This window comes from Actinomycetota bacterium (assembly GCA_035540895.1).
Classification (GTDB): Bacteria; Actinomycetota; JAICYB01; order JAICYB01; family JAICYB01; genus DATLFR01.
The window spans coordinates 40,074-58,465 of the sequence record DATLFR010000229.1 but is presented as its reverse complement, the minus strand read 5'-3'; the positions used below and the strand labels follow the sequence as shown (position 1 = coordinate 58,465).

Below are 18,392 nucleotides of genomic sequence, written 5' to 3'. Positions count from 1 at the left end.
GGTCCTCGGCGTCCGCCATGTGCATGCGCACGCAACCGTGCGAGACGCTGAAACCGATCGAACGGGCGTCCGGGGTCCCGTGGATCCGGATGCCGGGAGCGTTGATGTCCAGCGCGCGACTCCCGAGCGGGTTGTCCGGTCCGGGGCGGATGGAGGCGGGCATCTTCTTCGCCCAGTCGCTGCCCGGGTTCACCCAGGTGGGGTTCTTCCGCTTCCGGACGATCTCATACCTCCCGAGCGGGGTGGCGTGCTGGGGAGACCCCGTCGCGACATCGTAGGTCTTGGCGACGACGCCGTTGCGATAGAGGTAGAGCTTGTTCTCACCGGCCCGGACCAGGATCGCCGTGGCGAAGGCCGATGCAGGAACCTTCGGCTCCACGACCCGGGTGCTGAGGGAGACCTCGGTGCCCGTCCCCGCGACGGCCTCCCGCAGGCTCTCCGCGGCCGCCTCCACGTCGAGCTCCCGACCCGACTTGGACGGAGTGAACCTGAGCCAACCGTCCGAGGTCTTCATGGTCGCGTCGACCGCGGTGATCCTCACCCGGTCGGCGGCGTCCTCGACGAACGACTCGAGCACCGACCGGTCGAGGGTGGGCGCGAGTGCGACCTCGCGGTCGCCCCCGCCCGCCAGGTGTCGCCACACGCGGCGCACGAGGTGGCCCTCTCGGGCCTGCTCGGCCGCCTGCTCCACGGCGGACGCGACGTCGATCCTCATGCCGAGCTTCCAGGGGGTGGTCCGGACGTCCAGGCCGGGTCCCCGGACCGTGATGTCGCGGTGGAGGGGGTCCTCGAGCGCGCGCGTGAGGACGGCGGTCGCGTCGGTGACGCTGAGCCCGCCGACGTCGATACCCCCGATCCGCGTGTCGGGCAGGAGCTGGTCCGACCGGCGTCGGTCGAGACCCACGGCCGCGGTCGCCCCAGCGACGACGATCGCCACGGAGACGAGGATCGCGATCTGGGCGGAGCGTCGCGACGGGAAGTGGATCAGGCGTGTGAGCAGGCGCATCGAACCGGGGCCGGGAACGTGAGTGAACTTGTGAAAACCCTAGCGTACAGAGGGGCGCAAGTCGAACGCCGCGCGGCGGGTCAGCGGGGAAGGGCCGGGGCGGCCCCCTGTCCGCCGACGACCGCGGCGGTGACGGGCCCGCCCGAGGCCCCGAGGGCCACCCCGAACGGGCCGGGGTCGGCCCTGAGGTCGACCGCGACGATCCGGGCGGGGGGCACGGTGACGGGGCGGAGAGCGGGTCCGGGGCCGAGCCGGCGCAACGCGACGCGGACGGGACGCGTCCCCGGGTTGCCGAGCAGCAGGGTGCGCCCCTCCGCAGCGGGGACGACCCATCCCGCGCGGGGCTGCTGGAGCGCGAGGATGGACCGGTCGGTCCTCTGCTGCGGCACCACGACCGCTTCCATGGCCATGGGCGGGGCGGCCCTCACCTGGACGAGCAGCTGCTCGTGGTCGGGAGCTGGGCCGGCCAGGTCGTAGGTCGTCCGGCTCCTGGGTTCGACCTCGAAGGTCGCGCGCGGCAGGGACCCCTGCTCCCCGACGAGCGTGAGCACCACCTCGCCTGCTCGGTCGCGCGGGTTGACCACGACGATCTGCGATGACGCCTCGAGGGTCGATACGCGCGGAAAGGCGCCGGACGGGCTGGGGATCGTGCCCAGCGACCAGTTCACCTCGATGGGCGTAGAGAGGCGCCGGGAGACGAGAGCCCTCCCCTGCCAGACCGTGACCTCCACGCTCAGGTCGTTCTGGGGCTCGAGCTGGGTCTCGGGGTCCACGGTGGCCGTCCCTCCGGGCTCGACGGTCACGTCCTGCAGCGCCGGCGGCGAGATCGTCTCGTCTGGGGTGTAGAACCGGACCGCCGCGCGAGCCGGCTCGGGGAACGGGTTGTAGAGGACGTACGTCTCGGTCAGCCTCTCCCGGGCCCGGGTGGCTCCCCGTCCGCCCTCCGCGAAGACCACCGTGCGCTCCACGTCGCTCGCGCAGACGGTCGTCGCGCTGCGCGCTCCGTCGACGGCCACGGTCGCGACGGCGAGATCGCGGCCGTACGCCTCGACGACGGCCCCCTGGGGCGGGTCGAGGTCGATCGTCCGCCTCGCCCCCGCGGGCAGGACGGCGCTCTCCGTCGCAGGAGCGGCGAGGGCCGGACGGACGAGGAAACGAGCCGGTCCCGACCCTGGGTTCACGATGGCCAGCTGCTGGGTCGCGCCGCGTGCGGCCGGCGGACAGAACCACGCGGTCGAGAGGAACTGGTCGGGCACGGCGGCGGCGAGCCCGGACCATGCGACGACGCCGGCCCCGGCGGCGGCGAGGACGGGCACGAGGGCGAGACCGCTGCGCAGGGACAGCAGCCTCAGCTCCAGCCGACGTATGGGGACCGGTCCGGTCCCGGGGCCGGCCAGGTACAGCGACAGGACCCACGCCCCCGCCACCACGGCGAACGCGAGGGCCTGGACCGCGAGGACGATCCGGGTCCACCCCATCGGGGGCGTCGCCCGGACCGGTCCCGACACCCCTTCGGCCTCCACCCACACGCCGGCGGCGACGGGACGGGCCCGCTCGCCGTCGATCGTCCAGCCTCGTCTGAGCCCGCCGGCGAGGTAGAGGACGCCGTCCCCCGGCTCCTCCACGCGCAGGTTCAGGCCGCGCCCGCGTGGGGTCGCCGGCACCCTGGCCGGAGCCTCGACGAGAGCGGCGAGTCCTTCCGCCGAGAGCGCCTGACGCGGGGGCCGAACGAGCCGCATGGCTGGACCCATCCAGGCCTCGTTGTCGTACACGCGGCCGCCCTGCTGGCTCTCGGTCAGCACGAGGTCCGCCTGCTGTCCGAGCTTCGAGAGGGGAGCCGGGCCGCCGAGCACGACGACGTGGGACACGTCTCCCAGCGCCAGGACCGACCCGGCCCGGTGGGTCCGTCCGCGCTCGGCCGCGTCCACCGCCGCCCGGAGCAGCCTCAGCTCCGGTCCGGACTCGGCCGGGTACGACGTCATCTCGGTCCGGAAGCCGTCGGTGACCCAGGCCACGGTGGTCTCCGATGCCGGCCACAGCCACAGGACCCGTCCCTCCCGGTCGCCCGGGGGGAGGATCCGGACGTGCTGCGCATCCGCGCCATCGGAGACCGCGCCCACGGCGGCCCCCGCCCACGCGCTCCCGACGAGCAGGATGCTGAGCACCACCACCCCTTGACGCCACCCGAGCTCGTATCGGCCGATCTCGTCGCGGACGCGCCTCGCCACGAAGGCGAGCAGGAGCACGACGCACCACCCCACCGCGGCGGCCGCGCTCGGGCGCGGGATGACCCGGATCGAGCCCCCCAGCCAGACCACCGCGAGCAGCAGGATCAGCGAGACCGTGGTCCGGGTCGGCCCGACGAGCACCGACATGACCAGGGCCACGGCCAGCCAGGCCAGGAGGGGCCACCCGATACCGAACGTCGCCTCGGCCAGGCCGACCCGGCCGGCGCCGAGGACGTCGGAGGGCCAGCCCAGCAGCGGGGTGTGCTGCGTGAACCATTGCAGAGACCACGGGAGGCAGAGGAGGAAGGCGCCCGCCACCGCGGTGGCCAGGAGCTGGAGGCGGCGCGGGTTGAGCCCGTCCTCCGACCGGGCGAGCACGATCGCGCCGAACACGAGCAGGAGCCAGGGGAGCGTCGGAGGGTGAAGAGCGGTGACCGCGGCCGCGCCGAGCGCCCACCGGGACCGCCACCTGATCTCGTCCATGCGTCCGCCGGCCTCGGCGTGGGGGGGGTTGAGGAACGCCGCGACGAACCAGGGCGTGGCCGCCCAGAGCACCAGGGGACCGACGAGCCCGTCGCGCAGGAGCAGCAGCGTGACCGGGTTCACCGCCGTGAGGACGGCCAACCACCGACGTCCGCTCTCCTCCACCCCCATGACGCGGCTCAGCCTCGCTCCCCCGCCGGCCGCGACGATCAGCGGCGCCATCAGGAGGACCTTCTCGGCGAGAGCGCGCGACCTGACCACGGATCTGAGCGCGCCGAGGATCAGGATGCCGGGGGCGGCCGGTGCCGCAGGGTCGAGCCGTCCGGGGTGCCAGCTCGCGGCGTAGGACCGCAGCGCCTCGGCCAGGCGCGGGAACGGCCGCACCTCGCCCAGCGTGAAGGTCCCTCCCCACAGGACATCCCCCATCACGAGCAGCACGACGGCCGATGCGGCGACCGCCGCCCATGTGGCCGGGTCCCTCAGTCGGGATGTCACGCGCTGCTCGACGGCCGCCCATCCTTCGGCGAACCGGCTCACCGTCCCGACCCTCTCCGCGCGCCGGGCGAGCACGGCCCGCCGGGAGGCGAGCTGCAGCAGCTCCTGATCGTCGACCCGGTGAGGGCCTGGGGACCTGCGCGCTTCCCGGATGCGGCCCAGCTCGCCGGCGATACGGGCCCAGGCGGCGAAGGAGGTGCGAACGCGCCAGAACTCCCGTCTCACGACGGCCACCCCGAGCCGCCAGAGCGAGATGAGCAGGTACTGCGGCAGGATCACCGCGAGGGAGACGGCCGCGTAGTTCTTGAGCATGAACCTGAGACGGCCCCGTTCGGCCTGGACCAGGAGCCCGACCGAACCGAACCCTCGCCCGGCCGCCCGGCGCCGCCCCCGCGAGAGGGCGGCCGCGTGCCGGGCGCGCGCCGCGGGAGCCACGACCACGCGTCCTCCCGCCCGGCGCAGCCTCCAGCACAGGTCGACGTCGTCGTAGAGCGGCCACGAGCCCGCGTCGAACCCCCCCACCTCGTCGTAGGAGGAGCGACGGACGAGCAGGCAGGCCGAGGACGCGTAGAGCACGTCGCTCGTGTCGTCGTACTGACCGTGGTCGACCTCGTCCGGGTCGATGCCGGTGTGGCGTACGGCGAAGCGGTCGATGGAGCCGCCCACCTCCTGAAGGACGTGGGGACGGTCCATCTCGAGCAGCTTGGCGCCCACGGCGACCGCGTCGGGGGACCGCTCGGCCTCCTCTACGAGGCGGGAGACAGTGTCCGGCTCGAGCACCACGTCGTCGTGCAGGACGAGCAGGTACGGGTGGTCGCCGCCCGCCGCCCGGACGGCGTCGTTCACCGCGGCCGCGAAGCCGGTGCCGGGTGGGAGCGCCCGGACCCGCACCCCGGAGCGCTTCGGGACCGCCAGATCCCCGACGCGGGCGACGACGATCTCGAGATCACCGTGGCTCTGGGCCGAGAGCGACTCGAGGGCCTCCTGCAGCCACGACCCCGACGCGTGCGCGACGAGTACGGCCAGCACGCCCCGTCGATCCATGGATCAGACGGGGATGTAGTCGCGGGTCCGGGTCTTCCCCGCCGCCTTGCGGGTGCGGCGCGCGCCCGACGCCCCCCGCTTCGACGTCTTCGCCTTCGCCTTGGCGGCGGTCTTGGTCTTGGCCTTCGCGGCGGCCTTCGGCTTCCGCGTGGACGACGATCTCGCGGTCGTCTTGGTCCTCGCCGTCTTCCTCGGAGCCGCCTTCTTTCGGGAGGCCCCGCCGCTGGCCCCCGGTCCGTCGCTCGGGATGGCCGGGATGGCGGCGGCGGTCTCGCTCGCCTCCACGGCGGCGTCCCGCGCCTCGGCCGCCGTCTCCACCGCCGCCTGGACGGACTCGGCCAGCTCCTCGAGCTGGGTCAGCACGGTGTCCTGCATCTCGTCCAGACGGGAGTCGAGCTCGGACTGGCGCTGGGCCACCCGTCTCACCTCCTCGGTGAGCTTCTCGTCCGACATGGCCGACCCGACCTCGTCCATCGACGCGATCATCCGGTCCAGACGGCTCGACAGGGGGGAGAAGACCTTGTCCAGCGCCTTCTCAGCCTCGCCGATGAGCCCCGCCCTCACGGTTAGGGCCCGGCGGAGAGCCTGCGCGACGGCCCCCTCCAGGCGCTGCGGTACGTCGCCCAGCCCGGTCAGGACCTTGTCCAGGTCCTCCGTCTGGTCCCGCAGGTAGCTGGAGAGCGACTCCGCCTCGACCAACTGCTGTTCCACGCCGTCCAGCCGGTCCCCGAGGGCGCGGGTGGACTCCTTCACCATCCCGCCCATCTCGGTGACCGCCGCGACCACCGTGTCGGCGACCTGGTCCTGCCAGCGCCTCTGTTCGTCCGCCTGGTCGCGGAGGGTGTCGCTCACCGACCGCGACAGGTCGTCCACCCGCTCCTCGATCCGTCCGGACCAGTCGCGCAGGCCGGCGTTGAGGTCCAGCACGGCCTGAGCGAGCGCCTGGACGTCGTCGGAGGCGGCCCGGATCGACACGTGCAGGGCGTCCAGGGCGGGCTCGCTCGCCGCATCCTCCCGGAGGGCCCGGACGGCCTCCTCGATCTCGGCCAGTCGCCCCCCGTGAGCCTCGGCCGCCTGCCTGACGTCGGCCACGAGCGGGTCGAGGGCCGAGGCCAGCTCCTCCCTCACCGCTCCCCCGACGTCCGGTACAGGCTGATCGCCCAGCCGGCCCTCGATCCTCTCCAGCCGCTCCCGGATCACCTCGCTGAGCGCGCGGACGGCGTCGGGGATGCCGCCGAGGTCCGGACCCTGTCTGTCGGCCTGCTCGTCGACGGTCCGGGCGAGCGCCTCGAGTGACTCCTGGACCCGCACCAGCACGTCCTGCAGGGCCCGCTGCTCGGAGAGCTGCCGGTCGACGGCAGCCGTGATCACGTCCTCGAATCCGTTCATGGGTGCTCGCGCCTCGCTCGGATCGGGTTATGGGTGGGCGGGATGCCGGCCGCGGCCTGGAGCCAGAAGTATAGGACGCTTCGCGCAGGTCGTGGCCACATACCTCGGCGTCGAGCGGTCAGGCTCCGGCCGCGACCCGGGCCCGGTAGCCGACCTCGGGTCGGCCGTACGTGGTCGTGCGCTGGCGCGGCGTCCGTCCGGCCGAACATATGGCCTCCTCGATGGTCTCCACGGCGACGCCGAGCCCGTGGCTCGCCCCGGCCATCCGTGAGATGTGCTCCTCCATCAGGGTGCCGCCGAAGTCGTTGCAGCCGGCGTGGAGCATCGCGACCACCCCCTCGACGCCCATCTTCACCCAGGACGCCTGGATGTTCGTGATCAGCGGGTGAAGCAGGAGGCGGGAGACCGCGTGCATCCGGACGCACTCCCGCCACGTAGGCCCGGCGCGCGACGCCCCCCGCATGAAGATGGGCGAGCGGTGATGGACGAACGGGAGCGGGACGAGCTCGGTGAACCCGCCCGTCTCCGCCTGGAGGTCGCGCAGGCCGAGCAGGTGCACGGCCCAGGACCGGGGGTCGTCGACGTGGCCGAACATGATGGTGGAGGTGGACCGTATCCCGGACCGGTGAGCCGCCCGCATCACCTCGAACCAGTCCGACGCGGTGAGCTTCTCGGGGGTGATCTTCGGGCGGACGCGATCGTCCAGGATCTCGGCCGCCGTGCCCGGCATCGAGTCGACCCCCGCCTCGGCGAGCATCGGGACGTAGCGGTCGAGCGACAGGCCGAGCGTCCGGGCGCCGACCACCACCTCGAGCGGCGAGAAGCCGTGCAGGTGTATGCCGGGGGCGGCCTCCTTCACGGCTCGGGCGATCTCGAGGTAGATGCGGCCGTCGTTGGCCGGGTGGATGCCGCCCTGGACGCAGACCTCGGTCGCGCCGAGCTCCCACGCCTCCTTGGCCTTCTGGGCCACCTGCCCGGGGTCGAAGTAGTAGCCGTCGGCGTGTCCGACCGGGCGGGCGAACCCGCAGAACCCGCACCCGGTGTGGCACGTGTTGGTGTACGTGATGTTGCGGTTCACGACGTAGGACACCTCGTCGCCGCAGACCTCGCTGCGCAGCGCATCGGCGGCCTCCACCACCGCACGCAGGTCCGGACCCTCCGCTCGCAGGAGCCGTTCCGCCCCCTCGAGCGTCAGCCGGTCACCGGCCCGGGCAGCGCGGATCAGCTCCCCCACGTCCCGCGCCGGCTCCCCGGACAGCGAGAGGTAGGGCGCGAGCCATCCGCCGGCGAGGTCGGCCCGCTCCGCGTCGAAGACCGTGCGGCCGTCGAGGTCCGGCAGCATCTCGTCGAACCCCGTGGGCGGCGCGCCCGAGGCGTCCCCGCAACCGCCTGAGACGGCCCCGTCCGAGACCTGCTCGGCGGTCGCGGCTGGACGGTTGGACGCGATCGCGAGAGCTCTCCGTCTCGGGACCGGCTGCGCGGCTCGCCGGACCGGGGTCCAGCCCTCGCCCGCGTACCAGCGCTCCTCGCGCGCGAGTCCGGACGCGTCGGCCACCGCCAGCACGTGCCGCCGTACGCGGGGGGAGACCCAGCGCTCGAGGGCGTCGTCGGCCAGGTACCGAGGGTGGATCGGGAGCCGCTGCCGGAGCGTGAACCCGTGCTCGGCGCAGGTCCGGGCGAGCTCGTCCAGACGCGGCCAGGGCATCTCGGGGTTCACGTGGTCGGGGGTGACCGGCGACACACCGCCCCAGTCGTCGATGCCGGCGGCGAGGTACCGGCCGTACGTGCGGGGCGTCAGGTTCGGCGGCGCCTGGACCGCGACGCGCGGCGGGAAGACGAGGCGGCAGGCGGCGATCGTCCGGACCATGTCCGCCTCGAGGGCGTCCGGGGCCCCCCGCATCGGGGTGTCCGCCTTCGCCCGGAAGTTCTGGACGATGACCTCCTGGACCTGTCCCCGATCGGCGTCGCGGATGTCCACGATCGTCTGGGCTCGTTCCGCCAGCGACTCCCCTATCCCGATGAGGAGCCCCGTCGTGAAGGGGGTGTCCGTACGGGCGGCGTGCTCCAGCTGCTCGAGCCGGACGGCGCGAGCCTTGCCCGCGGCTCCGGCGTGCGCCTGTCCGGGGAGCAGGAGCCGATCCGAGAGCTGCTCCATCATCAGCCCCTGGCTCGGGGCGACGTCGCGGAGCCGGGCCATCTCCTCGCGGGTGACGGCGCCCGGGTTGACGTGCGGGAGCAGACCGGTCTGCGTCAGGACGAGGTCCGCCGCGTGCACGAGCAGGTCGACCGTGGACCCGAACCCTCTGTCGAGGAGGTGCTCACGCGCCTCCGGGTGCCGGAGCTCCGGCGCCTCGCCGAGCGTGAAGAGGGCCTCCGTGCAGCCCCACCGGCGTCCCTCACGGGCGATCGCGAGTATCTCTTCGTCGGACAGGTACTCGGCTCCCGGACGCACCCTCGTCTCCACGAACGTGCAGTAGGAGCACCGGTACCGGCACAGGCGGGTGAGAGGGATGAACACCTTCCGCGAGTAGGTCACGACGCGGGGCAGGCCACGCAGCGCCAGCGCGTCGTCGCGGACGGCTCGGGCGCGGTCCAGCACGGAGGCCAGGTCGTCGTCGGAGCAGGACAAGAGCGCGGCGACGTGGGAGACGAGCAGGGGCTCCCCGGCGGCGCTGCGGCTCAACGCCTTGCGTACGGTTCGATCCAGCTCGGCACCCCTCCTAGTCGTGGGGCGATACTACCGGCGCGCTGCGTAGGGTGTTCTCATGCCCTTCGACCGCATGAACCGGTTCGTGCTCGGCGCTCTGGCCATCTTCCTCGTCGGCGCCGTCGTGGCCGTCCTCGCCTCCGTCTTCGCTCCGCGCGACACGCCCTCCCCCACCCCCACGCCGGTCGCGGCACCGCGCAGCTCGGCGAACGTCATCGCCCTCCAGGAGGGCTTCCGCGAGTACCTGCAGACGAGGATCGGACGCGCGCCGGGGGGCGGGGCCGTCTTCTGCACGTGGGACCTGCTCGGACACGCCGACGTGGCCGACGGCGTCGACGCGTACATCTGGGCGTACTGCGAGGAGTACATGCCTCGCTCGGGTTCCGCGCTGCGGGGAGAGACGCTCATCCTCCCCGCGCTGCTGCACACGCGAGGGTCCGACGGGGTGTACGAGGTGGTCTCCCACGAGGTGCCGCGCCCGGGAGAGACCTACGCCGAGGACGTCCAGCGCATCTTCCCGAGCAGCCTCCACGGGGCGATCCTCGGTCCGGGCGCGGTCGGGGTGTACCCGTCCGCGCCGCGGATCCGGGCGCTGGAGGAGCTGAGGGTCCCGATCCAGTACGTCGACCCGGTGGATGTCGTCCAGCCGACCCCCGACCTGCGGACGGTCCACGAGGGTCGGATCGACCAGGCGGCCTGGGCACTCGACGCGTTGGAGGTGGCCGGTCCGTCCCACTGCCTGGCCGTCCGGACCGAGCCGGTCACGGCCGTCCCGGAGGACGCTCCGGCGACCGGGCACCGCACCTGCGTCCCGGCTCCCACGGAACCGACCGCCATCCGCAAGGTGGCCGAGGCGATCGCGGTCGACGCCGGGTACGCCTGGGCGGTCGGACAGGCGGCCGGGGCGGACGAGGTGGAGGCCGTCTTCACCGACCAGCGGCGCCAGACCTACCCCGTCCGCAACGGTCTGTGGATCGGCGTCTACGACGCCACCCACTACATGGCCGCGCTCGTGGCGCGCTCGCAGGGCCGCGTGGTGGCGGCCTGCGGAGAGGGCGCGGACCGATCCTGCTGACGGCTACGATCGGCGCCTGATGCGGATCGTCGCGCTCGCGGGCGGGGTCGGGTCAGCCAGGCTGCTGAGCGGCCTGGTCCGGGTCGTGGCGCCGTCGGACCTGGCGGTGGTCGTGAACACCGGCGACGACGAGTCCGTGCGCGGCCTGCACCTCAGCCCCGATATCGACACCGTCCTGTACCACCTGGCCGCGATCCAGGATTGGGAGCGAGGGTGGGGGATCGGGGGGGACACGTTCTCGGGGCAGGAGCGCTACGCGGGCCTTGCGTCGCGGCTTCAAGGCGTGGACGCTCAGGAGTGGCTCGCGCTCGGGGACCGCGACCTGGCCACGAAGATGCTGCGGACGAGGCTCTTGGACACGGGCATGTCCCTGTCCGAGGCCACCGACGCGCTGCGCCGGTCCATGGGCCTGGACACGACCGTCATTCCGATGTCCGACGACCGGGTGCGCACGGTGGTGGGCGGGTACGCCTTCCAGGAGTGGTTCGTTCGCCTGCGGCAGGAGCCTCCGGTGGGGGAGGTCCGCTACGAGGGGGCCGCGCAGGCCTCGCCCGCCCCGGGGGTCGTCGAAGCGGTGGAGGCCGCCGACCTCGTGCTCCTCCCCCCGTCCAACCCCATCCTCTCCCTCGGTCCGATGCTCGCGATGGGCCCCCTCAGGTCCGCGCTCGAGGGGGCTCGCGGGGTCCGGGTCGCGGTCTCCCCGATCGTGGGCGGACGGGCGTTGAAGGGGCCAGCCGACCGCCTGATGGCCTCGCTCGGACACGAGGTGTCGCCGGTAGGGGTGGCGCGCATCTATGCCGGGCTCGTCGACGTGTTCGTGCTCGACGAGCGCGACGCGCAGACCGCCCCGGCCGTCGCCGCGTTGGGCATGAGGCCGGTCGTGTGCGACACGGTGATGAGATCACCGGAGGACGCCGCGCGGCTGGCGAAGACGGTGGTCGCCGATGCCTCGTCCTGAGCTCCGGGTGATCGCCGTTGGCGGGATCGCCGAGGTGGAGGCGGGCGCCGACGTCGGCGCGATCGTGTCGGAGGCAGCCGAGGCCCAGGGGGACCGGGTCGAGCCGGGCGACGTGGTCGTGATCGCGCAGAAGATCGTGTCGAAGGCGGAGGGACGCCTCGTCGCGGCCGCAGGCCGCGACGAGGTGAGGGCGGTGGTGCGCACCCAGGCGCGCCGGGTCGTCCGGGAGACGCCCTCGCACCTGATAGTCGAGACCACGCACGGCTTCGTCTGCGCGAACGCGGGGGTGGACTCCTCCAACGTCGCCGAGGGCTGGGTGGCTCTCCTCCCGCGCGACCCCGATGCGTCGGCCCGCAGGATCGCGCGGACGCTGTCCGAGCGGGCGGGAGGCGAGGTGGCGGTCATCGTGTCCGACACGTTCGGGCGCCCCTGGCGCGTCGGGCAGACCAACGTGGCCATCGGGTCGGCCGCGATCGCGCCGCTGCGCGACCACCGGGGAGAGACCGACCCGGCGGGACGGGTCCTGACCGTCACCGAGATAGCCCAGATCGACGAGCTCGCGGCGGCCGCCGAGCTCGTCATGGGGAAGATCGACCGGGTGCCGGCCGCCATCGTGCGCGGCTATCCCTGGGAGCCGGGGGCGGGCGGAGCGGTCGACCTCGTCCGCCCGGCGTCCTCCGACCTGTTCCGCTGAGTCAGCCGATCTCGCCGGACGCCTTCAGCTCGGTCCGCACCCAGGCCACGGTGGAGCGGAGCCCGTCACCGAGCGGCGTCCACGGCTCCCATCCGAGGACGGTGGCCGCGCGGCTCGGGTCGAGGGAGAGGGCGAGCAGGTCGCCCGGCCGGGCCGGGCCGTGGACCGGCTCCACGCTCGCTCCCGTCACCTCGGCCACCATCCGGTGGAGGCGGTTGACCGTCGTCTCGATCCCGGTCGAGATGTTGACCACCTCTCCCGACCCGCGCTCGCACGCGAGCACGAACGCGTGGGCGACGTCGTCCACGTACACGAAGTCGCGGGTGGCGAGCCCCGTCCCGTGGATGCTGGGCGCGCGCCCCGCCGAGAGCGCCGCCGCCATGGCGGCCACGACCCCGGTCTCGGCGTCGAACCGCTGCCTCGGTCCGTAGACGTTCGACAGCACGAGGGCCGTGAAGTCGAGGTCGTGGTGCTCGGCGTAGAAGCGGAGGTAGTCGCAGGCGGCGCGCGACGCGATCCCGTGCGGGGAGGCCGGCCGCGCGCGCGCCGACTCGGGGATGGGGAGCTTGCGCTGTGGTCCGTACATCGCCGCGGTGGCCGCGTACACCACCTTCCCGACGCCGGCCGCCGCGCACGCGTCCAGCACGTTCAGGAGTCCGACGACGTTGGTGTTCGCGTCGAGCAGCGGCCGGCCCACCGAGACCGGGACCGAGACCTGGGCGGCCAGGTGCAGCACGACGTCCGGACGGGCGTGCGAGATCACGTCCCTCACCGCGTCGGACCGCACGTCGAACCGGTGGAACCCGATGCGCTGCTCGCGCCGGGCCTGCTCGAGGTTCACGAGCCTTCCCGAGGACAGGTCGTCGAGGACGGTGACCTCGTGTCCGTGCGCGATCAGCCTGTCGACGACGGTGGACCCGACGAACCCGGCTCCCCCGCAGACGAGCGTCTTCACCTCAGAACCTGATCGAGCCGTCCGGGATCTCGAGACCCGGCCAGAGCCGGATGCCCGAGCGCAGCTCGTTCTCCGCCCCGACCCGGACGCCGGGACCGATGATCGCGTCGGCCACCCGGGAGCCGGCCCCGATGTAGACGCCCCCCGCGAGCACCGATCTCTCCACGACCGCCTTGGGGTCGACGACCACGCCCTCGTGCAGGACCGACTCCTCGATGACCGCGCCCGCCCCGATCTCGCAGTCGGGACCGATGCAGGTGAGAGGGTAGATCACGGCCCCCTCCGCCACGCGGCAATCGGGTCCGATCGCGGCCGGGCCGCGCAGTCGCACGGTCGGGTCGATATCGGCTCCCGTGTCGGTCCAGACGCCGGCGGCGGAGCGCTCGCCCGGAGGCGGCTCCCCCACCTTCCCCTCGAGCACGTCGACGTTGGCCCGCAGGTACTTCTGCGGGGTGCCCAGGTCGAGCCAGTACGCCTGGGAGGGGAACCCGAACAGGGGGGCGCCGTCGGAGAGCAGACCCGGGAACAGCTGCCGCTCGAACGACCAGGTCTCGCCCGCCGGGACACCGGCCAGCGCGTCCGGCTCGAGGATGTAGGTGCCGGCGTTGATGAGGTCGGTCTTCAGCGACTCGTCCGCGCGGGGCTTCTCTATGAACTGCTCTATCCGGCCCTCGCCGTCGATGGGCACGAGCCCGTACGCGCTCGGGTCCCGCACCCGCGACAGAGCGAGCGTCCCGACGGCGTTGCGCTCGCGGTGGACGCGCAGCATCTCGGACAGGTCGACGTCGGTGAGGATGTCGCCGTTGAGGACGAAGAAGGTGTCGTCGAGCAGCTCGGCCACGTTGCGGACCGCACCGCACGTCCCCAGCGGACGCTCCTCCCTCACGATCGTGAGCTTCACACCGTGGGTGAGCGCGTCCGGGAAGGCCTCGAACGCCTCGGCCAGGTACCCCGTGGTGAGGATCGCCTCGGTCACGCCGTGGCGCGACAGCCGCGCGAGGACGTGCTCCAGGAAAGGCCGGTTCGCCACCGGGATCAGCGGCTTGGGGGTGTCGAAGGTCAGCGGACGCAGGCGCGTCCCCTCTCCTCCCACGAGGATCACCGCTCTCAACCCGAGTCCTCCCTGTCCCCCTGACCTCGCCCGACGCCCGACCTGTGCGACGGGACCGCGTTGCGGGCCACCACCCACCTCAGGACCAGCATCACGAACCGCAGTGCCAGCCCGGCCACGATGGCAGGGTACGCCAAGACCCACGCTCCACGGCGGTGCTTCGTCACGTACCGGAACAGGTTGCGGTGGTGCATCCACAGGTGGCGGAGGGGGCGCTTCGTCCACGAGCCCCCCCACGTGTGCACGACGCGCGCGCGGGGCTCGAACCACATCTCCCAGCCCGCGTCGACCAGCCGACGGCACAGGTCGACGTCCTCCACGAAGAAGAAGAAGTCCTCGTCGAAGCCGCCGACCTCGTCGAACGCGGAGCGCCGCAGCAGCACGGCCGACGCCGACAGCCACCCGACCCGGACGGGCTCGTCCATCGGCGCGTCGGCCAGGATGTAGGCGCGGGTGCCGGGGTTCGATGTCCAGAACGGACCGACCAGCCCGTGCAGGGCCGAATGCCAGAGCGACGGGAAGGCGCGCTTCGAGGGCTGGATGCTGCCGTCCGGGTTGAGGACCAGGGGCCCGGCGGCCGCCGCCCGCGGCGTCCTCTCGAGCAGGTCGACGAGCCGTCCGATCGCGGCTGGTTCGGGCGTCGCGTCCGGGTTCATGAGGAGCAGGTAGGGCTCGTCGGCCTCGCGGGCGCCCAGGTTCACGCCTCCGCCGAAACCGAGGTTGCGTGGGCTGCGCACGAGGGCGACGCCGGGGTGCTCGGCGGCTATCCGGTCCGGGCTCCCGTCCGTGGACGCGTTGTCGACGACGACGACCCGCACCGGCTCGTCGGACGAGGCGAGTGCGCGCAGGCAGCCGTAGATCTCGGGAGCCGAGTCGTGGTCGACCACGACGGCGGCCACGCGCGTCTCGGCGCTCATGCCGCCCGCCGGTACGTCTCGACGGTCAGCTGCGCCGTGCGCTCCCAGGTGTACCCGGCGGCCCGCGTCGGGCCCGCGCGGCGCAGCCTGCTCTCGACGCCGGGGTCGGTGAGGACGGAGCCGATCGCATCGGCCAGGGCGCCGGCGTCGCGAGGCTCGACGAGCAGGACGGCCTCGCCGCCCACCTCCTCGCAGGCGGACCCGGTCGTCGTCACGACGGGACAGCCGCACGCCATCGCCTCCAGGACCGGGATCCCGAACCCCTCCGCGAGAGACGGGACGGCGACCACCGACGCACCCCGGTACAGGGCCGCCTTCGTGTCCTCCGAGACGTACCCGGTGCGCAGTATCCGGTCCCGCACGCCCGACCGCTGGATGGCCCTCTCGATATCCGCGGTCCCCCACGCGTCGGGGCCCACGAGCACGAGGGAATGGTCCAGCCCCTGTGCCGCGAGAGCGGCGTAGGCGCGCACCAGCGTCGGGACGTCCTTGCGCGGTTCGAGCGCCCCGACCCACATGAGGTACGACCCGTGAACCCCCGCGCGCGAGCGGAGCTCGGCGTCCGCGTCGTCGCCCTCGGGGGTGAAGCGGGAATGGTCCACGCCGAGGGGGACGACATCCACCCGGTCCGGATCGGCGCCGGCGTGCTCTATCGCGCCGCGAGCCGCGTACCCCGAGACCGCGACGACCCGCCGCGCCCGGGCGACGCCGGCCCGGGCGGCCCGGGTGAAGAAGGCCACCTTCGCCGGCTCGTGCACCTCGGGCATCGTGAAGAAGGTCGGGTCGTGGAACGTCACGACGCCTGGGGACCCGAGCGCCCGGGGGAGCGTGTAGTGGGGGCCGTGGAAGACGTCCGGACGCAGGCGCCGGGCGCGCCGCGGGAGCACCGTCTGCTCCCAGAGCAGCCGGGCGGGTCGCGTCCGGACCCCGGTCGTGTGGACGGTGCCGTTCCCCGCCAGGTCCGCGGCGTCGATCTCCTTCGCCATCACATGCAGGTCGACGTCCAGCCCGGCGACGGCGCGGGCCAGGTTGAGCACGTACTGTCCCGCGCCCAGCCGATGACCGGGCAGGGACGTCGCGTCGAGGAGCACCCTCACCGACGTCCCGCGAGGTCGCGGTAGACGGCCGCGGTCAGGCGTGCCGTCCGCTCCCAGGTGAAGTTGGCCGCGCGGCGCAGGCCCAGGCGGCGGAGGTCCGCCGCGAGGTCGGGGTCTCGCAGCAGGGTCGCCAGCGCCTCCCCGATCGAGTTCGGGTCGTCGGGGTCGCACAGCAGCGCCGCCGACCCCGCGACCTCGGGGAGCGAGGACCGGTTCGAGGTGACCACCGGGCACCCGCACGCCATGGCCTCCACCACCGGGAGCCCGAACCCCTCGGCGAGCGATGGGAAGACGAAGGCCTCCGCCCCGGCCAGGAGAGCCTGGCGGACGAGGGGAGGTTGGTCGCCCAGCCGCCGGACCCTCTCGGCCAGCTTGCGGTCGGACAGCATCTCCGCGATATCGCCGCTCCACCACCCGGGGGGCCCGACCAGGTACAGGTTCAGGTCGTCCGCGGCCGGCACGCCCGAGTCGAGCGCGGCCACGAACCCCCTCACCACACCCTCGGGGTTCTTGCGCGGTTCCACGGTCCCCGACCACAGGACGTACGGCCTCTGCACCTCCAACCGGGCGAGGACCTCCTCGACCACCTCCGGAGGGGGCGCGGTGTACGCGGTCCCCATCGGGATGACCCGGACGTCGGGGTGTGGCTCGTCGAGGCCGGCCAGCGCGACGGCGGTCGCTCGGGACGGCGCGATCACCACATCGGCGTCGTGGAGCCGTCCGAGCATCGCCTCGTGGAACCGGACCCCGCGCGGCGGGAACGCCTCGGGGAACTCGCGGAAGAGAACGTCGTGGACGGTGACCACGAGCGGCCGGCGGTCCCGGCGCGGGATGGCGAGGCTCGGCGCGTGCACGACGCGGCCGGTTCCCCCGACCCCGCCTCCGCGCCCACGCTCCCAGCGCCCGTACAGGACCCGGCGTCCGGACCGCAGCCGCCGCGCATGCGGGAGCCCGGCCTCGAACAGGTCGCGCTCCCGGTGGAAGGCGACGACGGGCTCCACCTCCACCTCCTGCGGCGGCAGGTGGCGGAGCATCGCGCGCACGTACGTGCCGATCCCGCCCGGGATCGGCTGCATCAGCTGCTCCACGAACATCGTCACCCGCATCAGCCGCTCACCGCCTCGCGGTAGGCGGCGAGTACGCCCGAGGCGGTCGCCGTCCAGGTGAACCCGGAGGCGTGCGTCCGGGCCCGGTCGAGCGCCTCGGCCGGGGGCGGTCCGTCCAGGGCGGCGACGATCGCCTCCGCCCAGGCGTCGGCGTCATGGGGCGGCACCAGCGTCGCGTGGGAGCCGAGCACCTCCCGCAGCACCGGGATGTCCGAGGCCACGACCGGTGTGCCGGCCGCCATCGCCTCCACCGGAGGCATCCCGAACCCCTCGTAGAGCGAGGGGTAGACGAACAGGGAGGCGCCGCGCACGACGGCGGCCGCCTCCTCGTCGGGTAGGTAGCCCGCGACGAGCACCGACCCGGACCCGAGCAGATCCGCGTGGTCGCGCTGGATGTCGTCCCACCCGGTCCCCGGCCCACCGACCAGGACGAGCTGCGCGTCCGGACGCTTCACCGCCACGAGCGCGAACGCCTCGAGGAGCTTGTCGATGTTCTTGCGCGACTCGAGCGTCCCCAGGTAGGCGACGTAGGGAGACCGGATGCCCAGCGCCTCCCGTCGCGGCGGCGCCAGCTCCCCGCCCGGCTCGGCGAACGAGGCGCGCACGCCGGGGGGCACCACGCGGATGCGGCCGGCCGTGGCGGGCAGGAACGCGGACAGCTCGTCGGCGGTGAACCCCGACGGGACGAGTATCCGGTGCGCCCTGGCCGTCCACATCGGGAGGCTGTCCGCGTAGGCGCGGATCGCCGCGCTGGCGCTGCCGGGGAGGCGCACGAACGCGATGTCGTGCACGGTCATGACCCCGGCCGCCTTCAGCAGCGGGGGGAGCATGAAGTTGGGGCCGTGGAAGACGTCGACCTGCCCGCTGAAGAGCTCGATGGGGGGCCAGCTCCCCTTCGCCCAGACCGCGGCGAGCGGCCGGCTCGGCACCCGGACCCGCAGCGGCGTGATGCGCGGATGCTCCGGCACGGACAGGCCGAGCCGGTGGCCGCGGCGTCCGGACAGCGGCACCAGCACGAGCTCCACCTCGGGGTCCGTCTCCACCAGCGCTCGGACCAGGGCGGCCGTCGTGTGCCCCACCCCCGTGAGGGGGCCGAGCATGCTCGTCGCTTCGATGCCGACCCTCAC

13 protein-coding genes are annotated in these 18,392 nt (G+C 73.4%); 3 read left to right on the top strand and 10 right to left on the bottom strand.

Features of this window, described 5'->3' with window-relative positions:
- From VM840_12830 to VM840_12815, 4 genes are all read right to left on the bottom strand, one after another.
- Positions 1-1,006, bottom strand: a 1,006-nt coding sequence (locus VM840_12830) for a L,D-transpeptidase/peptidoglycan binding protein (protein HVL82466.1), incomplete at its 3' end; no start/stop codon positions are given.
- Between the two features lie 80 nt (positions 1,007-1,086).
- A complete protein-coding gene (locus VM840_12825; GenBank protein ID HVL82465.1) occupies positions 1,087-5,256 on the bottom strand; it encodes a DUF5719 family protein in 4,170 nt (1,389 codons plus the stop codon).
- 3 nt (positions 5,257-5,259) lie between these two features.
- A complete protein-coding gene (locus VM840_12820) occupies positions 5,260-6,645 on the bottom strand; it encodes a hypothetical protein (GenBank protein HVL82464.1) in 1,386 nt (461 codons plus the stop codon).
- A gap of 118 nt (positions 6,646-6,763) precedes the next feature.
- A complete protein-coding gene (locus VM840_12815) occupies positions 6,764-9,352 on the bottom strand; it encodes a bifunctional FO biosynthesis protein CofGH (GenBank protein ID HVL82463.1) in 2,589 nt (862 codons plus the stop codon).
- 58 nt (positions 9,353-9,410) lie between these two features.
- Here VM840_12815 and VM840_12810 point away from each other — a divergent pair, with 58 nt between their 5' ends.
- From VM840_12810 to cofE, 3 genes are read left to right on the top strand one after another with little or no spacing between them, the layout of a single operon-like run.
- Positions 9,411-10,427 carry a hypothetical protein gene (locus VM840_12810; GenBank protein HVL82462.1) on the top strand — a complete coding sequence of 339 codons (1,017 nt, stop codon included), beginning with the start codon at positions 9,411-9,413 and terminating at the stop codon, positions 10,425-10,427.
- A 19-nt stretch (positions 10,428-10,446) separates the two neighbouring features.
- Entirely contained in the window at positions 10,447-11,385 is a 939-nt protein-coding gene (gene cofD, locus VM840_12805) for a 2-phospho-L-lactate transferase (GenBank protein ID HVL82461.1), read from the top strand.
- Positions 11,372-12,079: a coenzyme F420-0:L-glutamate ligase gene (cofE, locus tag VM840_12800; GenBank protein ID HVL82460.1), complete on the top strand. Its 708-nt coding sequence runs from the start codon at positions 11,372-11,374 to the stop codon at positions 12,077-12,079. Before cofD ends, cofE begins: the two co-directional genes overlap by 14 nt.
- 1 nt (position 12,080) lies before the next feature.
- Here cofE and VM840_12795 read toward each other — a convergent pair whose 3' ends face one another.
- Genes VM840_12795 through VM840_12770 form a run of 6 tightly spaced genes read right to left on the bottom strand, consistent with a single transcriptional unit; the run spans position 12,081 to position 18,392 of the window.
- Positions 12,081-13,034, bottom strand: coding sequence for a GDP-mannose 4,6-dehydratase (locus VM840_12795; protein ID HVL82459.1), 954 nt, complete (start codon positions 13,032-13,034; stop codon positions 12,081-12,083).
- Between the two features lies 1 nt (position 13,035).
- Complete coding sequence (locus VM840_12790) at positions 13,036-14,136, bottom strand: NDP-sugar synthase (GenBank protein HVL82458.1); 1,101 nt, start codon at positions 14,134-14,136, stop codon at positions 13,036-13,038.
- Between the two features lie 5 nt (positions 14,137-14,141).
- Complete coding sequence (locus tag VM840_12785; GenBank protein ID HVL82457.1) at positions 14,142-15,062, bottom strand: glycosyltransferase family 2 protein; 921 nt, start codon at positions 15,060-15,062, stop codon at positions 14,142-14,144.
- Positions 15,059-16,159, bottom strand: a complete 1,101-nt coding sequence (locus tag VM840_12780) for a glycosyltransferase family 1 protein (protein ID HVL82456.1) — start codon at positions 16,157-16,159, stop codon at positions 15,059-15,061. The genes VM840_12785 and VM840_12780 overlap by 4 nt, the downstream gene beginning before the upstream one ends.
- On the bottom strand, positions 16,156-17,265 hold the full coding sequence (locus VM840_12775; protein HVL82455.1) for a glycosyltransferase family 1 protein: 1,110 nt from the start codon (positions 17,263-17,265) through the stop codon (positions 16,156-16,158). Before VM840_12775 ends, VM840_12780 begins: the two co-directional genes overlap by 4 nt.
- Positions 17,265-18,392 (bottom strand): glycosyltransferase family 1 protein, encoded by a 1,128-nt coding sequence (locus tag VM840_12770; GenBank protein ID HVL82454.1) that lies wholly within the window; start codon positions 18,390-18,392, stop codon positions 17,265-17,267. Before VM840_12770 ends, VM840_12775 begins: the two co-directional genes overlap by 1 nt.

Coding starts and splice junctions, on each gene's coding strand:
- VM840_12775 (HVL82455.1), bottom strand. CDS start 17,265: ATGCGGGTGACGATGTTCGTGGAGCAGCTGATGCAGCCGATCCCGGGC.
- VM840_12785 (HVL82457.1), bottom strand. CDS start 15,062: ATGAGCGCCGAGACGCGCGTGGCCGCCGTCGTGGTCGACCACGACTCG.
- VM840_12820 (HVL82464.1), bottom strand. CDS start 6,645: ATGAACGGATTCGAGGACGTGATCACGGCTGCCGTCGACCGGCAGCTC.
- cofD (HVL82461.1), top strand. CDS start 10,447: ATGCGGATCGTCGCGCTCGCGGGCGGGGTCGGGTCAGCCAGGCTGCTG.
- cofE (HVL82460.1), top strand. CDS start 11,372: ATGCCTCGTCCTGAGCTCCGGGTGATCGCCGTTGGCGGGATCGCCGAG.
- VM840_12810 (HVL82462.1), top strand. CDS start 9,411: ATGCCCTTCGACCGCATGAACCGGTTCGTGCTCGGCGCTCTGGCCATC.
- VM840_12825 (HVL82465.1), bottom strand. CDS start 5,256: ATGGATCGACGGGGCGTGCTGGCCGTACTCGTCGCGCACGCGTCGGGG.